Source organism: Saccharopolyspora mangrovi (assembly GCF_035320975.1).
In the GTDB taxonomy this organism is placed as follows: domain Bacteria; phylum Actinomycetota; class Actinomycetes; order Mycobacteriales; family Pseudonocardiaceae; genus Saccharopolyspora; species Saccharopolyspora mangrovi.
Genome location: NZ_JAWLNX010000019.1, coordinates 104,161 through 127,843 on the forward strand (window position 1 = coordinate 104,161; position 23,683 = coordinate 127,843).

The following is a 23,683-nucleotide window of genomic DNA, read 5'->3' on the forward strand; positions in this document are numbered from 1 at the left end:
GCCACTGTCGCTCCGCATGCAAACGGGGTCAATCAATTGTGTAAACACCGAGGAAATCGGTCCACATTACAGAATGTTTGACCTGAGACTCTTGCCACTCCTATCGTGGCTGACGTGCGTGAGCAGGCTCGTTCCCGCCACGTAAGATCACAAACCAGCCTCAAGGGATCCACAATGCGGAACGATGTTTCCCAGCCGGCCGCGACCGACCGACTGTCGCCGCCGGGTACGCAGAGTGTTCGTCGCGCGCTCAACCTGCTCTCGATGATCGCCGGGCGCGAACGCATGGGCGGGCTGTCGCTGGCCGAGCTGGCGTCGGAAACGGGGTTGAGCAAGCCCACCGTGCACCGGCTGCTGGCCGAGCTGGTGCACAGCGGCTACCTCGAGCAGTCCGAGAGCCGGCGGTATCGGCTGGGGCCCGAGTCCTACACCATCGGGAGCGCCGCCGAGCGCCGCCACGGGCTGCAGCAGCAGGCGCTGGCGTCGGTCGTGCGTCTCGCGCAGGTCTCCGAAGATGCCGCGTTCATCTCGGTCCGGCGCGGAACGCACTCGGTTTGCCTGCACCGCGAGGAAGGCACCTGGCCCATTCGCAGTCACGTGCTGCAAGCAGGAGACCGATATCCACTCGGTGTTGGCGCGCACGGTCTGGCGTTGCTCGCCGCGATGTCACCCCAAGAAGCGTCCGCTGTCACCGCGGCCAACGCTGCGGAGCTCGCCGAGACCTATCCCAACATCACGCCCGACTGGATCCTCGAACAAGCCGACCGGATCCGTCGGCGCGGCGGTGTCGCGGTCAACGAAGGCACCGTGGTCCCCGAATCGTGGGCCATCGGAATCGCGGTCCCCGACGCCAGCGGCGAACCGGCGATGGCGTTGAGCATCGCGGCCATCAGCTCGCGGTTGGGCCCGGACAGGCAGGCCCGGCTGGCAATCCTGCTCAAGGAAGAAGCCGCTCGTCTGGGTCCGACGCTGCGCCGCAGCGAAGCGTCGGACCTGCGAGCGGACTGATGGATCAACTCTCACCTCGAATCACACCTCTCACCTCAACTGGAGGCGACATGGCCGATCGAACGTCCATCATCGGATGGGGCCACTCGAAGTTCGGCAGACTCGACGAACCCGATGTCACCGCCCTCATCGGCTCAGTGGTCCCAGAAGCGCTCAGCCATGCGCAGGTCGGCGCCGACGAGATCGACGGTCTGTTCGTCGGTGTCTACAACAACGGCTTCTCCGATCAGGGCTTCCAGGGTTCGCTGGTCTCGCTGACCAGTCCTGAACTCCAGTTCACCCCCGCGATGCGCGTTGAGAACGCCTGCGGCACGGGCAGTGCCGCGGTGTACGCCGCGTGCGATTTCATCGACTCCGGCCGCGGTGACGTGGCGCTGGTCATCGGCGCCGAGAAAATGACCGGCGTGGACACCTCGCGAGCCGGCGAGATCCTGCTGTCCGGCTGCTACCGGCCCGAAGAGTCGGACGTCTCCGGCGGATTCGCCGGTGTCTTCGCCAACATCGCCCGCGAGTACGCCGACCGCTACGGCGACCCGAGTTCAGCGATGGCGGCCATCGCCGCGAAGAATCACCACAACGGGATGACCAATCCCTACGCCCAGCTGCACAAGGACCTCAGCTTCGAGTTCTGCAACCAGGTCTCGGACAAGAACCCCTACGTGGCGGCCCCGCTTCGCCGCACCGACTGCTCGCTGATCTCCGACGGGGCCGTGGCGCTGGTGATCACCAGCGCGGATCGCGCCAAGGCCGCGCCCCGACGAGTCTCATTCCGCGCCCGTGCGCATGCCAACGACTTCCTGCCGTTGTCGCGGCGCGATCCCATCGAGTTCGCCGGTGCGCGCCGGGCTTGGAACCAAGCGCTGGAGCAGGCCGCGACGACCACGACCGACCTGGACTTCCTCGAGACCCACGACTGCTTCACGATCGCCGAACTCATCCAGTACGAGGTCTTCGGGCTGGCCGAGCCTGGTCGCGGACGTGAAGTGATCGACGAGGGCATCGCGCTGCCCGATGGGAAGCTGCCCATCAACAGGTCCGGAGGGCTCAAGGCCAAGGGGCACCCCATCGGGGCCACGGGTGTGTCCATGCACGCCATCACCGCCATGCAGCTCACGGGCGAGGCGGGGACGTTCCAGCTGCCCGGGGCGAATCTCGGCGGGCTGTTCAACATGGGTGGCACAGCGGTCACCAACTACGCATCCATTCTTGAGAGGTGGTAACCGCATGACCACACGATCGACGCCCCACGCGCAGCGCACCACCAACTTGGCGACCTTCTTGACCCAGACCGCCACCCGGCTGCCCGATCGTCCGGCGATCATCCGGGGTGAGAACACCTGGACGTGGTCGCAGCTCAACGGACGCGTCAACGCGCTGGCCTCGGCACTGCGCGAGCAAGGAGTCCGCGCCGGCTCCAAGGTTCTGCTGCACAGCGCGAACTGCATGGACTCGCTCACGGTTCTCTACGCCACCTGGCGGTTGGGGGCGATCATCGTGCCCACCAACCACAAACTGCTGCCCGACGACGTCGTCCCGCTCGCTCAACTCGTCGCCCCGGACCTGGTCATCCTCGATGACTCGTGCGAAGCGCACGCACGAGCGCTGGACGGCTACGAGATCTGGTCGATCGGTGACGAGCAGGACGCCACCGTGGAGTTCGGCAGTGCTCGCGTGCCGCAGTTGATCGACAAGCACAGCAGCCGCGGAGAGTCGGTCGTTGACGAGCCCGTCTTCGTGAACTCACCGGCGTGGTACTTCTTCACCTCCGGTACCAGCGGCCGCCCGAAGGCCGCCGTGCTCAACCACGATCAGATGGCCTTCGTGGTGACCAACCACATCTGCGATCTGATGCCGCACCTGACCGACCGCGACGCCACGCTCGTGCTGGCTCCCCTCTCCCACGGCGCCGGCGTGCACGCCCTGACCCACGTCGCTCGCGGGGCCGCGATCGTGCTCACCACCAGTGAGACCCTCGACGTGCACGAGGCGTGGGAGCTCATCGACCGCCACGCCGTGTCGACGATGTTCACCGTGCCCACGATCCTCAACAAGCTGGTGCAAGCCGCCCCACCCGGGCACGATCCCGACGAATGCAGCCTGCGCTACGTCGTCTACGCAGGCGCGCCGATGTCTTCGCGGGACCAGCGCACCGCTCTCGACACCCTCGGCAGGGTTCTCGTGCAGTACTACGGACTGTGCGAGGTCACCGGCAACATCACCGTGCTACCGCCAGAGCTGCACGGCACCACTCCCGAGCCTGATGGCATTCCCACGGCCGGATACGTGCGCGCGGGCATGACGATCAGCATCCAAGATGACGACGGCGGTGAGCTCGAACCCGGCCAGCGCGGCGAGATCTGCGTCTGCGGGCCCGCGGTCTTCGCGGGGTACCTCGACAACCCCGCCGCCAACGCCAAGGCGTTCCGCGACGGCTGGTTCCGCACCGGAGATCTGGGCTACGTCGATCAGACCGGTCTGCTCTACATCACCGGCCGTGCCTCGGACATGTTCATCTCTGGCGGTTCCAACATCGACCCGCGCGAGGTCGAGGAGAAGTTGCTCAAACACCCCGATGTCATCGCAGCGGGCGTGGTCGGCGCACCCGATGCCACGTGGGGCGAAGTCGGATACGCCCTGTGCGTTCCCCGCCCGGAGTCGTCACTGACCATCGACGAGCTGCTGACCTGGTGCCGCGCGAACATGGTCCGCTACAAGGTCCCCAAGCGAATCGAGTTCGCCACGGCGCTGCCGACTTCCGGGTACGGCAAGGTCACCACTGCCCTGCTCAAAGAAGAGTTCCTCAATCGGGGCTCCTGGCCTACCGAGGTCTGACCATGACAACCTTTCCATCCGGAGTGCTGCCCGAGGTCCGCTACCTGACCCAGCCAGGTACACCGCTGCCCCGCCGGGTCGACGTGCATCCGACGACCCTCCACCCGGTCAGCGTCGAGTTGCCGGCCGGGACTCCCCTGCTGGAAGCTCTGCAGCAGGTGGTGTTCGACCAGGGCTACACCAGTGCGTTCGGTGAACTGCGCGGCGGAGTGTTCACCGCGTTCAACTACTACATCCCGGCGGTGTGCGAGGCCGGCACCAGTGTTGCGACCTTCAGCGAGCCGTTCACCGGCAGCAGTCCAGCGGCGTTCATGCGCGGCGGACTGACCATCGGCCTGCGCGACGGCGAGGTCTTCACCCACTGCCACGCTCAGTTCGTCGATGCTGACGGGATCATGGGAGCGGGTCACCTCATCCCGGAGTCGGTCATCGTCGGCCCCGGCGTGACCGCGGACCTCTACGCCACGCGCGACGTCGCGATGACCGTGCTGCCCGACACCGAGATCAACTTCCCGGTGTTCCAGCCGCAACCCGCCACACCAGCACAACCCTCAACCGGCGCGTCCGGCGGCCTGCGCTCGATCGTCGCCCGGATCCACCCCAACGTCGACATCACCGAAGCGATCGAAGACCTCGCCGCTCAACACGGGTTCGACACCGCCGTCATCCGCGGCAAGATCGGCTCCTTCGTCGGCGCCACCCTGACCCAGGGCGACCAAGTCGTCAGCGCTCCCGGCCCCGCCACCGAAGTCATGTACCTCGACGGCACGGTCCGCCGCGACGCAACGGGGGCGCACCGCGCCGAGCTGACCTGCGCGGCCGCAGCCGTCGACGGCAACGTCTACAGCGGTGCGCTCGTCAGAGGGCACAACCCCGTCGCCATGACCTTCGAACTCGCCCTCTCCGAACCAGCGGAAGCCTCGCAGTGATCACCGACCCCACCGCGATCGACCGGGTTGTCGATCGCCTTCCCGCCGACATCATCACCATCGACCCCGACGTCGTGGCCACTTACGCCGCCGATCAATCGCGGTTCACCGACCGCGCGCTACCGCTCGCGGTGGCGATGCCTCGAACCACCGATGAAGTCGCGGCTTGTGTTCGCGCAGCTCACGAACACGGCGTCGTGGTCGTGCCGCGGGGCGCCGGAAGCGGACTCAGCGGTGCGGCCAACGCGCCCGCGGGCTCGATCGTGCTGAGCCTGCACCGCATGACCGCCATCCGCGAGCTCGACACCGAGAACCGCGTCGTCGTGGTCGAACCCGGCGTCATCACCGCCGAACTCCGCGACCACGTCAGGCGAGCCGGGCTGTACTACCCACCAGACCCCGGCAGCGTCGAGTTCTGCACGATCGGCGGCAACGTCGCCACGAACGCCGGCGGCATGTGCTGCGTCAAGTACGGCGTCACGGGTGATTTCGTGCTCGGGCTCGAATGCGTGCTCGCCGACGGACGCATCATGCGAACCGGGCGACGAACGGTGAAAGGCGTCGCGGGATTCGACCTGACCAGCCTTCTCGTCGGATCTGAGGGCGCTCTCGCGGTCATCACCGAGATCACGTTGCGACTGCTCCCGGCACCGGCCGAACCCCGCACGCTGGTGGCGTCGTTTCCCACCCTCGACAGTGCCGGTCAAGCGGTCCGGACGATTTCCGGGGCGGGGATCACCCCTTCCCTGCTGGAGATCCTCGACCGCACCACCGTCAGGGCCGTTGATGACATGACGCGCATGGGGCTCGGTGACGACACAGCAACGCTGCTGCTGATCCAGCACGACGGAGCCGATGCTCCCGACGCGCTCGTCGGCATCGAAACGCACTGCACAACAGCCGGTGCCAGCGAGATCGTGGTCAGTTCCGACCAGACCGAAGCCGACATGCTCCTCGAAGCGCGGCGCCAAGCGCTCCCCGCGCTCGAGCGACTCGGCGACTGGCTGCTCGACGATGTCTGCGTGCCGTGCTCACGCATCACCGATCTCATCGCCGCGATCGAGCACATCGCGGATCGGACCGGGCTGACGATCGGGGTGTTCGGCCACGCCGGAGACGGCAACCTGCACCCCACCATCATCTACGACGACATCGACGCCTCCAGTCGCGATCTCGCTTTCGAAGCGTTCAACGCGATCACCCAGGAGGCGCTCGACCTGGGCGGCACGATCACCGGTGAACACGGCGTCGGTCGTCTCAAGGCCGGGTGGCTGCGAAGCGAGCTCGACCCCGTGAGCCTCGCTGTCCATCACTCGGTGAAGCACGCCTTCGATCCCACGGCAGTGCTCAATCCGGGCACGGGACTGCAAGCTCACGCTTGAGGCTCCGACGCCCCTCGCACGGCAGCACGACCCGCTGGAGTTCCCCGTTCCAGCGGGTCGTGCTGTCCCCGACCTCGACGAGGAAACACTGATGATCATCGCTCTAGATGACGCCCGCACGCCCACGATCGCACCGGACGCCTGGATCGCATCCAGAGCGGTCGTGGTCGGAGCCGTGACCGTCGGAACCGAGTCCGGAGTCTGGTACAACGCCGTCGTCCGCGCCGACGACGAAGCCGTCGTCATCGGGCCGCGGACCAACGTGCAGGACGGATCCGTCATCCACGCCGACCCGGGCAGCCCCGCCACCATCGGCGGAGGTGTCTCCATCGGCCACAACGCCACCATCCACGGATGCACCATCGGGGACAACGTTCTCGTCGGAATGGGCGCCACCGTCATGAACAACGCTGAGGTGGGCGAGGACAGCCTCGTCGCAGCCGGCGCGCTCGTGCCGGAACGAACGGTCATTCCCCCGCGCTCCCTGGTCGCGGGGATACCCGCCAAGGTCCGACGCACCCTCACCGACGACGAAGTCGACGGCATCCGCGCGAACGCAGCCCACTACGTGACCAAGCGCAGCGAGCACGCAGCCGCGAAACAAGGGTGATGGTCACTCCACGCCGCGGAGCTCGACCTGGACATCTCAAAACGAACTCACGGTCGCGGCATCGGCGCTGGCATCGCCGCTCGCCGCACCGATGAAGCGATGATGCGGCGCGATCGGGGGTTTGGGATGGATTGCACTCGATCTTCGATGGTGGACTGCGGGTTCGTCACATCCGCTCAATGACGCCCACGCTCAAACAGATAGGAATGCCATGCGCGGCCAAAACCTCACGATGATCACCTCTGACAACGTTCGCATCACGTTCGACGATGAGCGTGATGGGCTGCCGATCGTGCTCCTCCACGGCTACGGCTGTCGGCGCGGGCACTGGGAGTACCAGAGGGAGGCGCTCCTGGAAACCGGCTACCGCGTCGTGGCCGTCGATCTTCGAGGCCACGGCGACTCGGACACCCCCAAGCACGGACAGACCCTGGCACGACTCGGCCAGGACGTGCGCGAACTGCTCGAGCAGCTGGACCTCGACGACGTCACCATCGTCGGCCACTCGATGGGCGTTTCCGTGGCGCTCGCGATGTTCACCGTCTCGGGTTTTGATCGGATCACGCGATTCGTTGCTGTTGACCAGTCGCCAAAGATCATCAATGACGAAGATTGGTCATGGGGAGTCAAGAACGTCACGTGGAACAACGTTGACGACTGCGTGCACTGGCGCTTCAAGTGGAGCAACGAAGAGCTGGAGCCCGCTCTTCCTGCGGGGTCTGCTATGGCCGAGGAGTCGTGGGAAACATTTGATCACCAAGCGGTGATCAAGCTCTTCGTTGACCACTTCGTCGCTGATTGGCGCGACACCCTGCCCCGCCTGCCCATGCCCACCTGGGTGGTGACGTCGCGCTTCACGAACTACTACCACCTCGAAGGCATGGAGTGGTTCGCGAATGAGGTCCCCGACGGCCGGCTTTCGGTGTTCGAGCACAGCGGTCACAACCCGCACGTGAGCGAAGCGAGCGAATTCAACCGATGCTTGCTCGAATTCCTGGGCCACGACTGACAACGTGCCCGACCCTGGTACACCGACGTCAGCTGGTGGCGGGTTCCGCCTCGGCTGCGCCGTCCTTCTTGTCGTCGCCGCGCTTGACCGCATTGAGCAGCAGCTGGGCGACGTCGACGACCTCGACGGATTCGTTGGCGACCTTTTCGCTCTTCCGAGCGGTCAGGCCGTCGGAGAGCATCACCTTGCAGAACGGGCAACCGGTGGCGATCTTCGAGGGGGCGGTGCCCAGGGCCTCGTCGACGCGCTCCTGGTTGATCCGCTTGCCGGTGCGCTCCTCCATCCACATGCGGGCACCACCGGCGCCGCAGCACATGGAGCGGTCCGCGTGCCGCGGCATCTCGCGGAAGGTCGCACCCGCAGCGCCGACCAGGTCGCGCGGCGGCGTGTAGACCTTGTTGTGCCGTCCCAGGTAGCAGGGGTCGTGGTAGGTCACGTCCTCGGCGACCGGGGCGACCGGGGTCAGGCGCTTCTCGCGGACCAGCTTGTTCAGCAGCTGGGTGTGGTGCACGACCTCGTAGTCACCGCCGAGCTCGGAGTACTCGTTGGCGAGGCTGTTGAAGCAGTGCGCGCAGGTCGCCACGATCTTGCGCTTGCCCGGCGCGCGGCCCTCGAACACCGAGTTGAGGACCTCGACGTTCTGCTGGGCCATCATCTGGAAGATGAACTCGTTGCCCGCACGGCGGGCCGGGTCACCGGTGCAGGTCTCCTCCGGGCCCAGCACCTTGTACTTCACGCCCGCCATGTGCAGCAGCTCGGCCACGGCCTGGGTGGTCTTCTTCGCGCGGTCCTCGAACGCCCCGGCGCAACCGACCCAGAACAGGTACTCGTCATCGGCGGCGAGCTCACCGTCGAAGACCGGCACTTCGAAGTCCAGGTCCTCGGTCCACGCGAGGCGGTCCTTGGCGTTCTGGCCCCACGGGTTGCCCTTGTTCTCCAGGTTCTTGAACATCCCGCCCAGCTCGGTCGGGAAGTTCGACTCGATCATCACCTGGTAGCGGCGCATGTCGACGATGTGGTCGACGTGCTCGATGTCGACCGGGCACTGCTCGACGCAGGCACCGCAGGAGGTGCAGGCCCACAGGACCTCGGGGTCGATGACGCCCATCTCCTCCGGACCGCCCACGAGCGGGCGCTCGGCCTCGGCCAGCGCCAGCGCATCGATCTTGCCCAGCCGGGCCTCGGCGTCGTCACCGGTGATGCCGACCTCGTCACCGGCCATGTCCTTGCTGCCACCGGCCAGCAGGTACGGGGCCTTGGCGTAGGCGTGATCGCGCAGCTGGGTGATCAGCATCTTCGGCGACAGCGGCTTACCGGTGTTCCACGCCGGGCACTGCGACTGGCAACGACCGCACTCGGTGCAGGTCGTGAAGTCCAGCCAGCCCTTCCACGAGAAGTCCTCGACCTTGCCGGCGCCGAACACGTCGGTGTCCGGGTCGGCCTCCTCGAAGTCCAGCGGCTTACCGCCCGACATCATCGGCTTGACCGCACCAAGCGCGACGTCACCGTCGTCCTCGCGCTTGAAGTAGATGTTGAAGAACGCGCTGAACCGGTGCCACGCCACACCCATCGTGGGGTTCGAGGCGATCACGATGACCCAGATCATCGCCGAGAGGATCTTGAACGTCGCGAACAACGAGATCGCTGCAGTGCTCGCCGGCAGCACGCTACCCAAGGCGTAGGTCAGCGGAGCCGACCACACCGGTGCCTCGAACAGGCCAGCAGCCTGTTTGAAGGCACGCAGCCCGATGATCCCGAAACCCTCCAGCACCACCACGGCCTCGACGAAGTACGCCTGCCAGAAGTTCGAACCCTGGAACCGCGACACCCGACCCGCCCGCCGCGGATGCTCCCGCTGCCGCACGCCGATCAACCAGAAACCGCCGAGCACCGTGGTGATCCCCAGCAGCTCCACGACCAGGTTCCACGGACCGAACCAGCTCAGCACCGGCGTCTCGAACGCCGGCCAGAACACCTCGAAGTACGCCTCCAGAACGCTGAGACTCAAGCCAACGAAGCCGACCATCACCAACCAGTGCGCCACACCAACATGGCCCCACTTCAGCATCCGGGTGTGCCCGACGATCTCCTTCAGCGCAGTGGCGAACCGAGCCCCGAACGGGCCGAATCTGGACGGGTCAGCTTGTCCGAGCCGGATCGACGAGATCATCCGCCGCACGGTCCTGACCGCCATCGCCACCGCGATGACGGTGATGGCCAGGCAGACCATACCCAGGACGAGCTGCAGGGTGCCCATGTCGCTTGCCCTTCGTTGAGAAGCATCGGGTTTCGAAAATGTGCCATTGCGTCCTGTGTGGACGCTTCGTTGGTCGAGTGGAACCGGTGGACGGCGCTATCGCTCTCGGCCACCGGTTCCAAGTCCGTTCAGCGCTTGCGCTTGGTGGCCTCTTCGGTGAGTTGTGGGGCGACCTTGAACAGGTCACCCACGACGCCGTAGTCGGCGATCTCGAAGATCGGCGCCTCCGGGTCCTTGTTCACCGCGACGATCGTCTTGGACGTCTGCATGCCCGCCCGGTGCTGGATCGCACCGGAGATGCCCAGCGCGACGTACAGCTGCGGCGAGACCGTCTTACCGGTCTGCCCGACCTGGAACTGGTGCGGGTAGTAGCCCGAGTCCACCGCGGCACGCGAGGCACCCACAGCGGCACCGAGGGTGTCGGCCAGCTTCTCCACGACCTCGAACGACTCGGCCGAACCGACACCACGACCACCGGAGACCACGATGCTGGCCTCGGTGAGCTCGGGACGGTCGCCGGCCTCGGCCGGCTGCCGACCGGTGATCTTGGCACCGGAGGGAGCCGGGACCTCGACCTGCTCGACCGCGGCGGCACCGGAGGCCTGCTCGGCCTCGATGGAGCCGGGCAGCACGGTGACCACCGGGGTGCCCTTGGTGACCTTCGCCTTGGCGTCGTAGGTACCACCGAACAGCGAGTGCGAAGCCACGCCCTCACCGTCGATGTCCACGACCTCCGACAGCAGACCGGTGTCCAGGCGGATCGCCAGCCGACCGGCGATCTCCTTTCCATCAACCGACGCCGGCACCAGCACCGCCGCCGGGTTCGCCGAACCCGCCAGCGCGGCCAGCACGTCGACCTGCGGCGTCACCAGGTACTCGGCGGCCTCCGCGGACTCTCCCGCGTAGACCTTCGCCGCACCGTAGGAGCCCAGCGCCTCGGACAGCTTGCCCGCCGTGCCCGGCTCACCGACGACGACCGCCGACGGCTCACCGATGCGACGGGCCGCGGTCAGCAGCTCGTACGTGACCTTCTTGACCTCGCCGTCCACGTGATCGACGAGGACCAGAACCTCAGCCATGAATCAATGCCTCCTCGAAAACCGTGAACGACTCAGAGCAGCTTCTCGCCGGCCAGGAAGTCGGCGACGCCCACGCCGCCCTCTCCCTCGTCGGTGACCTTCACACCACCGGACTTCGGCGGCTTCGGAGCGGACTCGACCACCTGGGAGCCGGCGCCTGCCAGGCCCACCTCGGAGGCATCGATACCCGCATCGGCCAGCGACAGCGCGCTCACCGGCTTCTTCTTCGCGGCCATGATGCCCTTGAACGACGGGTACCGCGGCTCGTTGATCTTCTCCGTCACCGACACCACGGCCGGCAGCCCCGACTCGACGATCAGGATGCCCGCGTCGGTCTCACGCTCGACCTTCACCGACGAACCGTCGGTGGAGACCTTGCGCGCGAAGGTCAGCTGCGGCCAGCCCAGCACCTCGGCGACCATCGCCGGCACCGCACCCGAGCGACCATCGGTCGCCTCGTTACCCGCGATCACCAGGTCGACACCCTCAACGGTGCCGATGACCTTCGCCAACGCCTTGGCGGTGGCCGGCGCGTCCGTGCCGTGCAACGCCTCGTCGGCGAGGTGCACCGCCTTGTCCGCACCCATCGACAGCGCCTTGCGGATGGCATCCGTGGCGCGGTCCGGGCCCATGCACACGACGGTCACTTCGCCGCCCTGAGCCTCCTTGATCAACAGCGCCTCCTCAACGGCGCGCTCGTTGATCTCATCCAACACGGCATCCGCCGACCCGCGATCCAACGAATGATCCCCAGCAGACAACTTCCGCTCCGAATACGTATCCGGCACCTGCTTAACCAGAACAACAACGTTCACGAGCCCTCCATCCCTCGTCGTCTTCGCGCCATCACAATAGTAGGACGTCCTACTATTTTACTACCGACGAGGTGGTCGGACGCACAGCCAGCCTGTGCAGAGAAACACATGGCCCTTCAGGCATCCCGCCCTGCTGAAAAACAAGGCTGGCGGGGCGGGCACTGCCCACCCCGCCCCGCCAGACCTGCCCGAGTCCGCCAAACTCGGCCGCCCGCTCCCGTGCACGCTCCGACCGCGCAGGACCAGGACGGAGCGCTCGAGCAGGGCCGGGCGCTCTACGGTCAACGACGAGGAGCTCTCGCCGCCGACGATGATGCTGTTGGTATTGCTCGCCGATCACGTGATCGTCAGAACGTCACGCCGAAAGGCGGACGTTGACCTGCTTGGTGTGGGTGAACCCTTCGAGCATGCCCTCGAGGGAGACCTCACGTCCCATACCGCTCTGCTTCACGCCGCCGTAGGACTGACCGACGACTTGGCCGCCACCCTGGTTGACCTGCACCCAGCCGGCTTCGATCCGATGAGCCGTTGTCAGCGCTCGATTCAGGTCGCTGCTCCACACGAAGGCCGCCAGCCCGTAGTTGGTGTCGTTGGCCAGCCGAATCGCCTCGTCCACGTCCCGCCAAGGCGTGACGACGAGGACGGGCCCGAAGATCTCCTCGCGGGCGATGCGCCAGTTCGGTTCAACCGCGTCGAACACGGTCGGCACGTGGTAATAGCCCTCGGAAAGCGGGCCGTCCGATGGAGGGAGCCCACCGAGCGCCAGTTTGACCCCCGGTTGCGCACATCCGTCGGCGATGTAGTCGCGCACACCGCAGAACTGGCTCTCGTTGATGATTGCGCCCATGTCCGAGGCCTCTTCCAACGGGTCGCCAACAACGAGGTCACCCAGCTTCTTGACCAGGCCATCCATCACCTCGTCGTGCACGTCTGCGTGCACCAGCAGCCGCGATCCCGAGGTGCAACTCTGTCCCTGGCGGTGAAAGCGCGTGGCCAGCAGAAGCCCATCGATCAGGTCGTCATCGACGGCGTCGGGGAAGACGATGGCCGGGTTCTTCCCGCCGAGCTCGAGCGACGTGGGTGCGAGCCGGCGTCCGGCTTGCTGCGCCACCAGGCGGCCGACCTCGGTGGAGCCGGTGAAGGACACCTTGTCCACATCGGCGTGTTCCACCAGCGCGGTACCGCACACCCGCCCGCGCCCCGTCAGCATGTTCAGCACGCCGGGCGGCAGGTGTTGCTGGCAGATCTCGGCGAGCAGGAGCAGCGACAGCGGGGCGTCCTCGGCTGGTTTGGCCACCATGGTGTTGCCCGCCACCAGCGCCGCCGGGATTTTGAAACCTGCGATCATGAGCGGCGAGTTCCAAGGCAGGATCGCAGCCACGACACCGAGCGGTTCTCGCCGGGTGTACTGCAACTGGCCCTCACCCGCGGGCAGCACAGTGCCTTTGACCTCGCCTGCAACACCGGCGAAGTACCGGAACAGGTCGATCAGCGTGGCCACCTCCGGTCTGGCCTGGGTCCGCAACGCGTTGCCGGTGTCCAACGCGGTCAGCCGTGCCAGTTCTTCGGCACGAGCCTCGATGTCGTCGGCAATGCGCGCCAGCGTCCGCGAACGAACCTTGAAGTGCTCGGCTGCCCATGCGGGCTGGGCTCTCCGCGCCGCTGCCACCGCGCGGTCGACGTCGTTCGCGCCCGAGGCAGGCACCCGAGCGATGACTTCGCCCCGCCGCGCGGGGGTGGTCACCTCGGACTCCCCGCCCTCCTGCGCTTCGACCCACTGCCCGTCCAGCAGCATCGGGTAGAGCTGCGAACGCGCGTCCGCCACACCGCCGATGAGGTCCGCCGACCGTGTTCCCACCGTGTTGCCCATTTCCGTGCCTGCCTCCTCGCGCGGCCACCTGTTTTCGACGATGGCTCGGCCCACGTCTTTTCCAGCGGGTCTGTCACTTCTTCGGATTGCTGCGGATGGCTGCTTTCATCGGAGGTCGAATGCAGTCCAGAACCGGCTGGTTTTGCAGAATCTGCTCTCATCGATCGTAGGGCCGCTGTCGCTGCGCACAATCGCCAACAACGCAGAGCGGATGTGCGGGACTGCACAGCATGCGGGTGTGCACTCCCGCACATCGTCTGTGCCGAGTTGTCCGTTGCCATGGGTCTGGCCCGATGCGGATACTGCCCGAAAAGCAGGCACGAACCGGTTCGCTCTCGCGCCGGTCGCGGTAATTCACCGCTTGTTCTTCCCTGCCTGGCATTTTCAGAAACGCGCGAGTCCTCGCACCTGGCGAGCTCTGGAATTTTCGCTCGATTTGAACAGGAGCTAGATGTGACGACCAGAGGCCCGTTGGCAGACGCCTTGGTGCTCGACCTCTCCCGCGCACTGGCCGGCCCACACGCCGCCATGATGCTCGGTGACCTCGGCGCCAGGGTCATCAAGGTAGAGTCACCCGATCGCGGGGACGACTCGCGATCCTGGGGACCGCCCTTCGTCGGCGATGATTCGACCGATGCCACCTACTACCTGTCGTGCAACCGCAACAAGGAGTCGGTCCAGCTCGACCTCAAGAGCACATCGGGACAGGAGTCATTGCGCGAGCTGATCCGCCGTGCTGATGTGCTGATCGAGAACTTCCGGCCAGGCGTGCTCGACCGCCTGGGATTCCCCTCGCCAGTGCTGGAAGAGCTGAATCCTCGTCTCGTGGTGCTTTCCATCTCGGGCTTCGGCCACGATGGACCGGATTCCCAACGCCCGGGATATGATCTGATCGCACAGGGTGAGTCCGGGTTGATGAGCCTCACCGGCCCCGATCCCGACCACCCGACGCGCGTCGGCGTGCCCATCGGTGACCTGCTCGCAGGGATCTACGGCGCGTTCGGCGTGGTGTCCGCCTTGCACGACCGCACTCGTACGGGACGGGGTTCTGTCGTGCGCACGTCGCTGCTGGCGGCTCTGGTCGGGGCGCATGCGTTCCACGGAACCGCGTGGACGGCAGCCGGCAAGGTCGGCTCGGGTTCGGGAAACCACCACCCGCAGATCGCGCCCTACGGCACCTTCCGCTGTGCTGATGGGATCGTGCAAGTCGCCGTGGGCAGCGAAGGCCAGTGGCACAAATTCGCCGCTCTTCTCGGGCTCGACGCCGATGATGAGCGATTCGCCACCAACTCGCTGCGCCTCGCCAATCGCAGTGAACTCATCGCAGCGGTGGAAGACGTGCTGCTCACCCGCCCCCGGGAGTTCTGGCTCACCAGCTGCAACGAGGCAGGAGTGCCAGCTGGCGCGGTTCGCACCATCGACGAGGTCTACGAGTGGAAGCAGACCCGCAGCCAGGGATTGGTGCTCGAGGTCGACCACCCTGCCGTCGGCAAGATCGAGCTGCCTGGTCCGCCGCTGCGATTCGAGAACTTCGAGGGGCAGCGCCTCGGGCGCACTGAGCACACCGCGCCGCCCACGCTCGGGCAGCACACGTCGGCCGTGGCCGAATGGCTGGAGGGAAGGTGAGCCACCCAGTGAGCGCAACTCAGCTCCCGGCACTCCGAATCGTGCTGATCGGTCCACCCGGGGCAGGCAAGGGCACGCAGGCGAAATCCATCTCCGCCAAGCTCGGCGTACCGCACATCTCCACCGGCGACATCTTCCGGACCAACATCGCCGGCAGCACCCCGCTCGGCATCGAGTCGAAGTCCTACCTGGACAGGGGTGAGCTCGTCCCGGACCACGTGACCACAACAATGGTGCGTCAACGACTGGGGCAGGACGACGCGGCGGCTGGTTTCCTCCTGGACGGCTTCCCGAGAACCCTCTCCCAAGCGGGATTCCTGGCCGAGTCCCTCGACGAGGTGGGTACACCGCTGGACGTGGTGCTGGAGATGAGCGTCGAAAGGGACGATGTGCTGCTCCGACTGGCCGGTCGACGCACCTGCACCAGTTGCGGCAGCAGTTGGCACGTCCGGTTCAAGCCCCCGGTCGTGCACGGGATCTGCGACCACTGCTCAAGCCCGCTGGAGCGGCGGGCGGACGATGCGGAGGTCGCGATCAACCGTCGGCTGGACCTCTACGCGCACGAGACCGCCCCACTGCTGGGGTTCTACCGTCGGCAGGGCGTGCTCACGACGATCGAAGCGAGTGGTGCCGTTGATGCGGTGACCGAGCGGATGTTGTCGGTCTTAGACGCGTGACCCACATGAAGGGGCGGTTCATCTCGGAGCTCCGAGGTGAGTCGCCCCTTCATGTTTCATCGATCGGTGAACGACGGCACGCGCTTGTCGACGAAGGCGGCCATGCCTTCCTTCTGGTCATCGGTGGCGAAGGTGGCGTGGAAGACGCGTCGTTCGAAGCGCACGCCCTCGGACAGCGTCGTCTCGTGCGCCCGGTCGACGCTCTCCTTGACCATCATCGCGACCGGGGTGGACATGCCCGCAATCGCCGAAGCGGTCTCCAGCGCTTCCTCGGTGAGCAGGTCGACTGGAACGACTCGGGCCACGAGGCCGCTGCGCTCTGCCTCGGTGGCGTCCATCATCCGCCCGGTCAGGCACATTTCCATGGCTTTTGCCTTGCCGACCGCTCGTGTGAGCCGCTGCGTGCCGCCAATGCCCGGGATCACACCGAGTTTGATCTCCGGTTGACCGAACTTCGCGTTGTCCGCCGCGATGATCAGATCGCAGAGCATGGCCAGTTCGCACCCACCACCGAGAGCGTAACCGGAGACCGCAGCGATCAACGGCTTGCGCACCGCCGTCAAACGATCCCAGGCGGCGAACCAGTCGCTGGAGTATGCGTCCATGTAGGACAGTGACTGCATCTCCTTGATGTCGGCGCCGGCGGCGAACGCCTTCCGCGATCCGGTCAGCACGATGCATCCGATCTGACCGTCCTGATCGAGCTCGGACACCGCCGCCGTAACCTCGCCCATGAGCTGGGTGTTGAGCGCGTTGAGCGCATCGGGTCGGCTCAGCGTCACCACGCCGACCGCTCCCCGGTGTTCCACCTCGATCGTCTGGTAGCTGGTCACGCCGTTGCCTCCTTCTCGATGGACTCCCGGACGGCGTTGATGATCCCTGAGAAATCCCGATCCGCCCCGCCCTGCTCGTAGTAGTGGACGTACAGCTCGTGGGCGTGCTTTCCGAGCGCTGTCGCCACCCCTGCACCGTCTGCTGCGCGTTGCGACAGCCCGAGATCTTTGACCATGAGTGCCGTGGCGAACCCGGGGTCGAAGTCGCTGTTCGCCGGGCTGGTCGGCACCGGGCCGGGCACGGGGCAGTTCGTGTTGAGCGCCCAGCACTGGCCGGTGGCCGTCGAGGCGACGTTGAACAGCGCCTCGTGGGACACACCCAGCGCCTCGCCGAGGACGAACGCCTCGCTGACCCCGATCATGCTGATCCCCAGGATCAGGTTGTTGCAGATCTTCGTCGCCTGGCCCGCTCCGGACGCTCCGCAGTGGACTGCACGTTTGCCCATCACGTTCAGAATGGGTTCGACACTCTCGAAGTCCGCAGCTTCACCACCGACCATGAAGGTCAGCGTTCCGGCCGTCGCGCCGACGACCCCACCGGAAACCGGGGCGTCCAAGGCGCGATGACCGGCTTTCACCGCCAAGTCGCGGGCCACGCGCGACTCACCGACCTCGATCGTGGAGGTGTCCACGAACAGCGTCCCCGGAGAAGCCGCCTCGAGCAGCCCACCGTTTCGGTACAGGTCGAGGACGTGTTCGCCGCTGGGCAGCATCGTGAGCACGACCTCCGCGCCGTTGCACGCGTCCGAGGCGGCCTCCACGATCTCCACGCCTTGCTCGGCTGCCGCGACGCAAGCCGAGGCGGAAAGATCGAAACCGCGCACGTGGTACCCGGCTCGGCTGAGGTTGGCCGCCATGGGGCCACCCATGTTGCCGAGGCCGATGATTCCGATGTCAGTCATCGCACTCCTCCATCGTTGCCGGGCCGAGCTCGTCGTCGCCCGCCGCGTAGAACTTCTCGACCACGTCCGCGCCGACCTCGTCCAGCAGGCCCGGGCTCCACTGCGGGTTTCTGTCCTTGTCCACGACCTGAGCTCGGATTCCCTCGACCAGGTCCGGGGACGACAGCAATGCGCACGAGGTGCGGTATTCCTGCTCCAGGCAGTGCTCGAGCGAGCCGAGTCCGCGCGCCGTGCGCAGCGCGTGCAAGGTCACCTTCAAGGCGGTGGGTGATTTCGCGGAGATGTCCTCTGCCGCTCGTTCTGCCGCTTCGACCCCGCTAGTCAGGAGACGTCGCACGATCTCGGCGACGTCGTCGGTGGCATAGCACTCGTTGATCCACTCCATGTCGGAGTCGAGCGTGGATGGCGGAGCCGTCGTGGAATGCCGCTGCACCGCGGTGTCGATCTCATCGGGCAGTGCGTTCGCGAGGTCCTCGGCCAGTGGCGCGAGGGAGTCGCTGGGCACGAAATGGTCGGCCACACCGCACTGAATCGCCGCCCCCGGGCCCAGTTGCGCCGCGGTGAGGGCCGCGTGCGTGCCCAGTTCGCCGGGTGCGCGGCTGAGCAGGTACGTCCCACCCACATCCGGTACGAACCCGATGCCCACCTCGGGCATCGCGATCTTGGTGCGTTCGGTGACGACCCGGACGGAGCCGTGCGCCGACACACCCACTCCGCCGCCCATGACGATTCCGTCCATGATGGCCACGTACGGTTTGGGGTAACGCTTGATCCGCGCGTTCAGCCGGTACTCGTCGCGCCAGAAGTTCTTCGGAGCCGGGTCGCCGACCAGTGCGGCTTGGTAGATGGCGCGGATGTCGCCGCCCGCGCACAGTCCGCGGTCTCCCCCTCCTTCGATCAGTACGCACGCGATCTCCGGGTCGCGTTCCCAGCTGGAGAGGGCGTTGTCCAGCAACTGGACCATCTCGGCGGTGAGGGCGTTGAGGGCGCGCGGCCGGTTCAGCGTCAGCCGCCCCATTCGTCCGCAGACGTCGACGAGCACTTCGGCATCGGTCATCGGGCGGCTCCTAGCAGGTCACGGGACACGATGACGCGCATGATCTCGTTGGTGCCTTCCAGGATTTGGTGCACGCGCAGGTCGCGGACGATCTTCTCGATGCCGTACTCGGACAGGTAGCCGTAGCCGCCGTGCAGCTGCAACGCCTCGTTGGCGACGGAGAACCCGGTGTCGCTGGCCACGCGCTTGGCCATCGCGCACAACCGCGTCGCCGATGGGTCCTTGGCATCCGCCGCCGCGGCCGCGCGCCACAACATCGACCGCGCCGCCTCCAGTTCGGTGGCCATGTCGGCCACGCGGAATTGCAGGGCCTGGAAGTCCCGCAGCACCTGCCCGAACGCCTCGCGTTCGGACAGGTGGCGCACCGTGGCGTCCAGCGCCGCCTGAGCGCCACCCAGCGAGCAGGCTCCGATGTTGAGTCGTCCACCGTCGAGGCCGGACATGGCGAGGCGGAACCCTTGGCCCTCGGCGCCGATCAGATTCTCAACGGGCACCCGAGCGTCTTCGAAACGGACTTGGCGGGTGGGTTGGGCGTTCCAGCCCATCTTGTGCTCGTTCGGGCCGAATGAGAGGCCCTCGGTGTCGCAGTCGACCACCAGCGCGGAGATGCCCCGATGCCCGTCATCTCCGGTGCGGACGAACACGACGTAGACGTCCGAGGCTCCGGCACCGGAGATGAATTGCTTGACGCCGTTGACCACGTAGTGGTCGCCTTCCCGGACCGCACGGGTCGTCAGCGACGCGGCATCGGATCCCGCTCCGGGTTCTGTCAGGCAATAGCTGCCCAGCGCCTCCATCGAGCACAAGCGCGGCAACCACCGCGCGCGCTGATCATCGTTGCCGAAGCGGTCGATCACCGATGCGACCATGTTGTGGATCGACAGGTACGCGGCCACCGCCGGGCATCCGGTCGCCAGCGCCTCGAAGATCACCGCAGCGTCCAGCCGGCCCAACCCGGAGCCGCCGTACTCCTCGCTGACGTAGATGCCTCCCATTCCCAGCTCTGCTGCCTTGCGCAGTTCACTGACCGGGAAGTGCTTCGTCTGGTCCCACTCCACGGCGTTGGGCGCCAGCAGGTCGGCCGCGAACTCGCGACAGGTCTCGGCCAGCGCCTGTTGGTCCTCGTTCAGGCAGAAGACACCGCCACCGTCGGCACGTGCATCCATGTGTTCTTTCCTCCAGCACGAGTCGGACGCGGACGCCAGAATGGTCGGACGTCCGATTGAACGGTTACCGACTATTGCCGGAGATGTTCCCGAGTGGACCGAACCGACTCAAGAGGCAAGAACACAGGTCAGGTGTGCAGAAACGCACGACTCCGAAGGGATTCAGGGCTGAAGCTCTGCTTTGCGCTCCTCCACTTCGTCCTGCAGCGAGCGACTGATCACCCGAACCACCTGCCTGGACACGCTCTCCCTGCGCGCCGCCAGATAGAACGACAAGCGCATGTCCGCGCCGAAGCTGCCCAGCCGGGTGAGCTCCGGACAACGACGCGCTACGAAGTCCGGGAGCACACCGATGCCACCGCCCGCCCTCGTCGCCTCCAAGTGCGCGAAGATGTTGGTGGAGCTGAACCGCGCGGTGACGCCGGGCAGGTGACGCTCCAGGTCGAGGTCGCCGACCCGCAGCATCGAACCCGTGTAGAAGATCAGCACGTGGTTGCGCAGGCTTTCTATCGTCTCCGGCACTCCGCGCTCGGCCAGGTACCCGGTGGCCGCGTACAGCGACAGCGAGTAGTCGGTGAGCTTCTCGGTCACCAACCGACTTCCCGCCGGGGAGCCGACCGCGACCGCGAGGTCGAAGCCGGACTGGTGCAGAGCCAGCTCACGAGTCGCGGTGATCAGCTCAACGTTGAGCTGCGGATTCGCCCGTTGGATGCGCGTGAGCGCCGGCGCGACGAACAGCGCGCCGAAGCCGTCAGGCGCCGTCACGCGGACCGTCCCCCGCAGAGAGGCCGAGCTGCTACCGGTGGCGGCGTTGGCGACGTTCTCGATGGCCTCCTCGATCGGACTCGCGTTCTCGGCGACCGAGCGTCCGATATCGGTCAGCTCCCAGCCATCGGCACCGCGCTCGACGAGCCTCACACCAATCGCCTTCTCCAGAGCTGAGATACGCCGCGCAACGGTCGTGTGGTCCACTCCCAACGCCGATGCAGCCGCGACCAAGCGCCCGGTCCTGGCCAGCGCCAGCAAGTGCCGGAGGTCATCGGCCCGAAGCCTCGACGTGTCAATGTTCTTGTTGCTCATGCTGTGCCGCGATTCGATCTCGGTGGGTGCGATGCGGGAGGAAGCGTCGTCCGACTCGGGCCCTCTCCCTTGATGTGCATTCTTGCACATCAAGTCTGCGCATCTACTGCTTGAACGCACATGCGCACCTGGGCGAGGCTCTCCAGACAGCGCGGAGACGCTGCGCTACCCCTCCCCCAACCCGGAAGACGCGATGGACCTCGACCTCAGCAATGACCTGGACGCGCCGACCCGTGAGCAGTGGCAAGCCCAGGTCCACAAGGTGCTGGAACGATCCGGTCTGGTCGGCGACGAGCCGCCCACGGGACCGGTCGAGGACGTGCTGAACTCGACGACCCACGATGGCATCCGGGTGCGCCCGCTCTACACCTCGGCGCCCGCCGATCCGGGTCTTCCGGGTCTGGCGCCGTTCGTGCGCGGCGCCCGGCCGCAGGGCGGTGTGGCCGAGGGCTGGGACGTGCGCCAGCGCCACGAACACCCCGAGGCCGCCGAGACCAACCGCGAGGTCCTGGCCGACCTCTACAACGGCGTCTCCTCCCTCTGGCTGCGCCTGGGCGCCGCCGGACTCGCGATCGACGACCTCGCCGACGCCTTGAACGGCGTGCACCTGGACATGATCGGCGTGAGCCTGGACGCGGGTGCGGATTTCGCCGCCGCCGCGAAGGCGTTGTTGGCCCTGGCCGCCGAGCAGGGCGTGCCGCCTGGTGAGCTGCGCGGCAACCTCGGCGCCGACCCGCTCGGGGTGCAGGCCCGCACCGGCCAGGCCGGTGACCGCGACGCCGCGGTCGAGCTCGCCCAGCGCTGCGCCGCGGAGTTCCCCCAGCTGGGAGCCCTGACGGTGGATGCGCTGCCGTTCCACGACGCGGGCGGCTCCGACGCCCAGGAGCTGGGCTGCTCGCTGGCCGCCGGGGTCACCTACCTGCGGTGGCTGACCGACGCGGGCATGGATGTCGATACCGCCGCCGGGCAGCTGGAGTTCCGCTACGCCGCCACCGCGGACCAGTTCCTGACCATCGCCAAGCTGCGCGCCGCCCGGCGCCTGTGGGAGCAGGTCACCCGCTCCTCCGGCGTGAGCGAGCAGGCGCGGGCGCAGACCCAGCACGCGGTGACCTCGCAGGCGATGCTGACCCGCCGCGACCCGTGGGTGAACATGCTGCGCGGCACCATCGCCACCTTCGCCGCCGGAGTCGGCGGCGCCCAGTCGGTGACCACGCTGCCCTTCGACACCGCCATCGGCCTGCCGGATGACTTCGCCCGCCGCATCGCCCGCAACACCCAGGCCCTGCTGCTGGAGGAATCCCACCTCGCCCAAGTCATCGACCCCGCAGGCGGCTCCTGGTACGTCGAAACCCTCACCGACGAACTCGCCCGCACCGCCTGGACCTGGTTCCAGCACATCGAAGCCGCCGGCGGACTCCCGCAGGCCCTGGAATCCGGTCTGGTCGCCGAGGAGCTAGCCAAAACCTGGCAGCAACGAAGCGAAGCCATCGCACACCGCCGAGACCCCATCACCGGCGTCAGCGAATTCCCCCACCTCGACGAAACACCCCTGCACCGCACCCCCGCACCTGAGCAGCCCGGCGGCGGGTTGCCGGCGCACCGCTACGCCGAAGACTTCGAAGCACTCCGTGACGCCGCCGACAAACGGCTCGCCGAAACCGGGGAGCGCCCAGCAGTCTTCCTGGCCACCCTCGGCCCTTTGGCCAAGCACAACGCGCGGGCTTCCTTCGCCCGCAACCTCTTCGCCGCCGGTGGCTTGGCCACACCCGATGCCGGCCCCACGGACAACGCACACGACGTCATGAAGGCATACATCGAGCGTCCGTGCCCGGTGGTGTGCCTGTGCTCCAGCGACGACGTATACGCAGCGTGGGCCACGGACGTGATCCGTACGCTCCGGGAGGCCGGGGCGAAAACCGTATTGCTGGCGGGAAAACCCCATGACGACCGCGGCGTGGACGGGTACGTGCACACCGGCTGCAACGTCATCGACATCCTCCGCGACGCTCATCGAACACTGGGAATCGAATCATGATGATCCCGAACTTCGCCGACATCCCCCTCACGGACCCCGAACCCTCCAAGCCAGAACGATGGCAACAGGAAATCCGGTCGGCCGTCGGAAAATGCTCCGATGCGTTGGCGTGGGAGGCGCCGGAGGGCATCGACGTCAAGCCGCTCTACACCGAGTCCGATGTGGACGGCCTGGACTTCCTGTCCACCTACCCCGGTCTGGCTCCGTTCCTGCGCGGCCCCTATCCGACGATGTACGTCAACCAGCCCTGGACCGTGCGCCAGTACGCCGGGTTCTCCACCGCCGAGGCCTCCAACGCCTTCTACCGCCGCAACCTCGCCGCCGGGCAGAAGGGCCTGTCAGTGGCCTTCGACCTGGCCACCCACCGCGGCTACGACTCCGACCACCCCCGCGTCGGCGGGGACGTCGGCATGGCGGGCGTGGCGATCGACTCGATCCTGGACATGCGGCAGCTCTTCGACGGCATCCCGCTGGATCGGATGAGCGTGTCGATGACCATGAACGGCGCGGTGCTGC

At 66.8% G+C, this 23,683-nt stretch carries 20 protein-coding genes; 11 read left to right on the plus strand and 9 right to left on the minus strand.

Going from position 1 to position 23,683, the window contains the following annotated elements; genetic code table 11:
- Positions 1-114: 114 nt before the first annotated feature.
- From R4I43_RS24390 to R4I43_RS24420, 7 genes are all read left to right on the plus strand, one after another.
- A complete protein-coding gene (locus tag R4I43_RS24390) occupies positions 115-1,008 on the plus strand; it encodes an IclR family transcriptional regulator (RefSeq protein WP_324268022.1) in 894 nt (297 codons plus the stop codon).
- A 50-nt stretch (positions 1,009-1,058) separates the two neighbouring features.
- Positions 1,059-2,228 carry an acetyl-CoA acetyltransferase gene (locus R4I43_RS24395; RefSeq protein ID WP_324268023.1) on the plus strand — a complete coding sequence of 390 codons (1,170 nt, stop codon included), beginning with the start codon at positions 1,059-1,061 and terminating at the stop codon, positions 2,226-2,228.
- 4 nt (positions 2,229-2,232) lie between these two features.
- Positions 2,233-3,840 (plus strand): AMP-binding protein, encoded by a 1,608-nt coding sequence (locus R4I43_RS24400; protein WP_324268024.1) that lies wholly within the window; start codon positions 2,233-2,235, stop codon positions 3,838-3,840.
- A 2-nt stretch (positions 3,841-3,842) separates the two neighbouring features.
- Positions 3,843-4,769 carry a PPC domain-containing DNA-binding protein gene (locus R4I43_RS24405; RefSeq protein ID WP_324268025.1) on the plus strand — a complete coding sequence of 309 codons (927 nt, stop codon included), beginning with the start codon at positions 3,843-3,845 and terminating at the stop codon, positions 4,767-4,769.
- The gene (locus R4I43_RS24410) at positions 4,769-6,151 is read left to right on the plus strand and encodes an FAD-binding oxidoreductase (protein ID WP_407691306.1); all 1,383 of its coding nucleotides are present in this window, start codon (positions 4,769-4,771) and stop codon (positions 6,149-6,151) included. Before R4I43_RS24405 ends, R4I43_RS24410 begins: the two co-directional genes overlap by 1 nt.
- Before the next feature lie 91 nt (positions 6,152-6,242).
- Entirely contained in the window at positions 6,243-6,761 is a 519-nt protein-coding gene (locus R4I43_RS24415) for a gamma carbonic anhydrase family protein (RefSeq protein WP_324268027.1), read from the plus strand.
- 232 nt (positions 6,762-6,993) lie between these two features.
- On the plus strand, positions 6,994-7,770 hold the full coding sequence (locus R4I43_RS24420) for an alpha/beta fold hydrolase (protein WP_324268028.1): 777 nt from the start codon (positions 6,994-6,996) through the stop codon (positions 7,768-7,770).
- A 28-nt stretch (positions 7,771-7,798) separates the two neighbouring features.
- On the opposite strand, the gene R4I43_RS24425 is transcribed toward R4I43_RS24420, so the two are convergent.
- From R4I43_RS24425 to R4I43_RS24440, 4 genes are all read right to left on the minus strand, one after another.
- A complete protein-coding gene (locus R4I43_RS24425; protein ID WP_324268029.1) occupies positions 7,799-10,027 on the minus strand; it encodes a (Fe-S)-binding protein in 2,229 nt (742 codons plus the stop codon).
- Between the two features lie 128 nt (positions 10,028-10,155).
- Positions 10,156-11,106, minus strand: coding sequence for an electron transfer flavoprotein subunit alpha/FixB family protein (locus R4I43_RS24430; protein ID WP_324268030.1), 951 nt, complete (start codon positions 11,104-11,106; stop codon positions 10,156-10,158).
- Between the two features lie 32 nt (positions 11,107-11,138).
- Positions 11,139-11,921: an electron transfer flavoprotein subunit beta/FixA family protein gene (locus tag R4I43_RS24435; RefSeq protein WP_324268031.1), complete on the minus strand. Its 783-nt coding sequence runs from the start codon at positions 11,919-11,921 to the stop codon at positions 11,139-11,141.
- Between the two features lie 355 nt (positions 11,922-12,276).
- Complete coding sequence (locus R4I43_RS24440) at positions 12,277-13,791, minus strand: aldehyde dehydrogenase family protein (protein WP_324268032.1); 1,515 nt, start codon at positions 13,789-13,791, stop codon at positions 12,277-12,279.
- A gap of 453 nt (positions 13,792-14,244) precedes the next feature.
- On the opposite strand from R4I43_RS24440, the gene R4I43_RS24445 reads away from it, so the two are divergent.
- Together R4I43_RS24445 and R4I43_RS24450 are read left to right on the plus strand one after the other, a co-directional pair.
- Positions 14,245-15,417, plus strand: a complete 1,173-nt coding sequence (locus R4I43_RS24445; protein ID WP_324268033.1) for a CaiB/BaiF CoA transferase family protein — start codon at positions 14,245-14,247, stop codon at positions 15,415-15,417.
- 8 nt (positions 15,418-15,425) lie between these two features.
- The gene (locus R4I43_RS24450; protein ID WP_324268034.1) at positions 15,426-16,094 is read left to right on the plus strand and encodes an adenylate kinase; all 669 of its coding nucleotides are present in this window, start codon (positions 15,426-15,428) and stop codon (positions 16,092-16,094) included.
- A gap of 56 nt (positions 16,095-16,150) precedes the next feature.
- Here R4I43_RS24450 and R4I43_RS24455 read toward each other — a convergent pair whose 3' ends face one another.
- From R4I43_RS24455 to R4I43_RS24475, 5 genes are all read right to left on the minus strand, one after another.
- On the minus strand, positions 16,151-16,927 hold the full coding sequence (locus tag R4I43_RS24455) for an enoyl-CoA hydratase (RefSeq protein WP_324268035.1): 777 nt from the start codon (positions 16,925-16,927) through the stop codon (positions 16,151-16,153).
- Positions 16,924-17,829: a 3-hydroxyisobutyrate dehydrogenase gene (gene mmsB / locus R4I43_RS24460; RefSeq protein WP_324268036.1), complete on the minus strand. Its 906-nt coding sequence runs from the start codon at positions 17,827-17,829 to the stop codon at positions 16,924-16,926. The genes R4I43_RS24455 and mmsB overlap by 4 nt, the downstream gene beginning before the upstream one ends.
- Positions 17,822-18,886 (minus strand): enoyl-CoA hydratase/isomerase family protein, encoded by a 1,065-nt coding sequence (locus tag R4I43_RS24465; RefSeq protein WP_324268037.1) that lies wholly within the window; start codon positions 18,884-18,886, stop codon positions 17,822-17,824. Before R4I43_RS24465 ends, mmsB begins: the two co-directional genes overlap by 8 nt.
- A complete protein-coding gene (locus R4I43_RS24470) occupies positions 18,883-20,052 on the minus strand; it encodes an acyl-CoA dehydrogenase family protein (RefSeq protein WP_324268038.1) in 1,170 nt (389 codons plus the stop codon). Before R4I43_RS24470 ends, R4I43_RS24465 begins: the two co-directional genes overlap by 4 nt.
- 162 nt (positions 20,053-20,214) lie before the next feature.
- Positions 20,215-21,252: a LysR family transcriptional regulator gene (locus R4I43_RS24475; protein ID WP_324268039.1), complete on the minus strand. Its 1,038-nt coding sequence runs from the start codon at positions 21,250-21,252 to the stop codon at positions 20,215-20,217.
- 73 nt (positions 21,253-21,325) lie between these two features.
- On the opposite strand from R4I43_RS24475, the gene mutA reads away from it, so the two are divergent.
- Positions 21,326-23,167 (plus strand): methylmalonyl-CoA mutase small subunit, encoded by a 1,842-nt coding sequence (mutA, locus tag R4I43_RS24480; RefSeq protein ID WP_324268040.1) that lies wholly within the window; start codon positions 21,326-21,328, stop codon positions 23,165-23,167.
- A partial coding sequence (locus R4I43_RS24485) for a methylmalonyl-CoA mutase family protein (protein ID WP_324268041.1) occupies positions 23,164-23,683 on the plus strand: 520 nt, incomplete at its 3' end. The genes mutA and R4I43_RS24485, both read left to right, overlap by 4 nt.

Excerpts from the sequence above, each read along its gene's own strand:
- R4I43_RS24395 (WP_324268023.1), top strand. The coding sequence starts at position 1,059 with ATGGCCGATCGAACGTCCATCATCGGATGGGGCCACTCGAAGTTCGGC.
- R4I43_RS24400 (WP_324268024.1), top strand. The coding sequence starts at position 2,233 with ATGACCACACGATCGACGCCCCACGCGCAGCGCACCACCAACTTGGCG.
- R4I43_RS24405 (WP_324268025.1), top strand. The coding sequence starts at position 3,843 with ATGACAACCTTTCCATCCGGAGTGCTGCCCGAGGTCCGCTACCTGACC.
- R4I43_RS24415 (WP_324268027.1), top strand. The coding sequence starts at position 6,243 with ATGATCATCGCTCTAGATGACGCCCGCACGCCCACGATCGCACCGGAC.
- R4I43_RS24420 (WP_324268028.1), top strand. The coding sequence starts at position 6,994 with ATGATCACCTCTGACAACGTTCGCATCACGTTCGACGATGAGCGTGAT.
- R4I43_RS24425 (WP_324268029.1), bottom strand. The coding sequence starts at position 10,027 with ATGGGCACCCTGCAGCTCGTCCTGGGTATGGTCTGCCTGGCCATCACC.
- R4I43_RS24430 (WP_324268030.1), bottom strand. The coding sequence starts at position 11,106 with ATGGCTGAGGTTCTGGTCCTCGTCGATCACGTGGACGGCGAGGTCAAG.
- R4I43_RS24440 (WP_324268032.1), bottom strand. The coding sequence starts at position 13,791 with ATGGGCAACACGGTGGGAACACGGTCGGCGGACCTCATCGGCGGTGTG.
- mmsB (WP_324268036.1), bottom strand. The coding sequence starts at position 17,829 with ATGACTGACATCGGAATCATCGGCCTCGGCAACATGGGTGGCCCCATG.
- R4I43_RS24465 (WP_324268037.1), bottom strand. The coding sequence starts at position 18,886 with ATGACCGATGCCGAAGTGCTCGTCGACGTCTGCGGACGAATGGGGCGG.
- R4I43_RS24470 (WP_324268038.1), bottom strand. The coding sequence starts at position 20,052 with ATGGATGCACGTGCCGACGGTGGCGGTGTCTTCTGCCTGAACGAGGAC.
- mutA (WP_324268040.1), top strand. The coding sequence starts at position 21,326 with ATGGACCTCGACCTCAGCAATGACCTGGACGCGCCGACCCGTGAGCAG.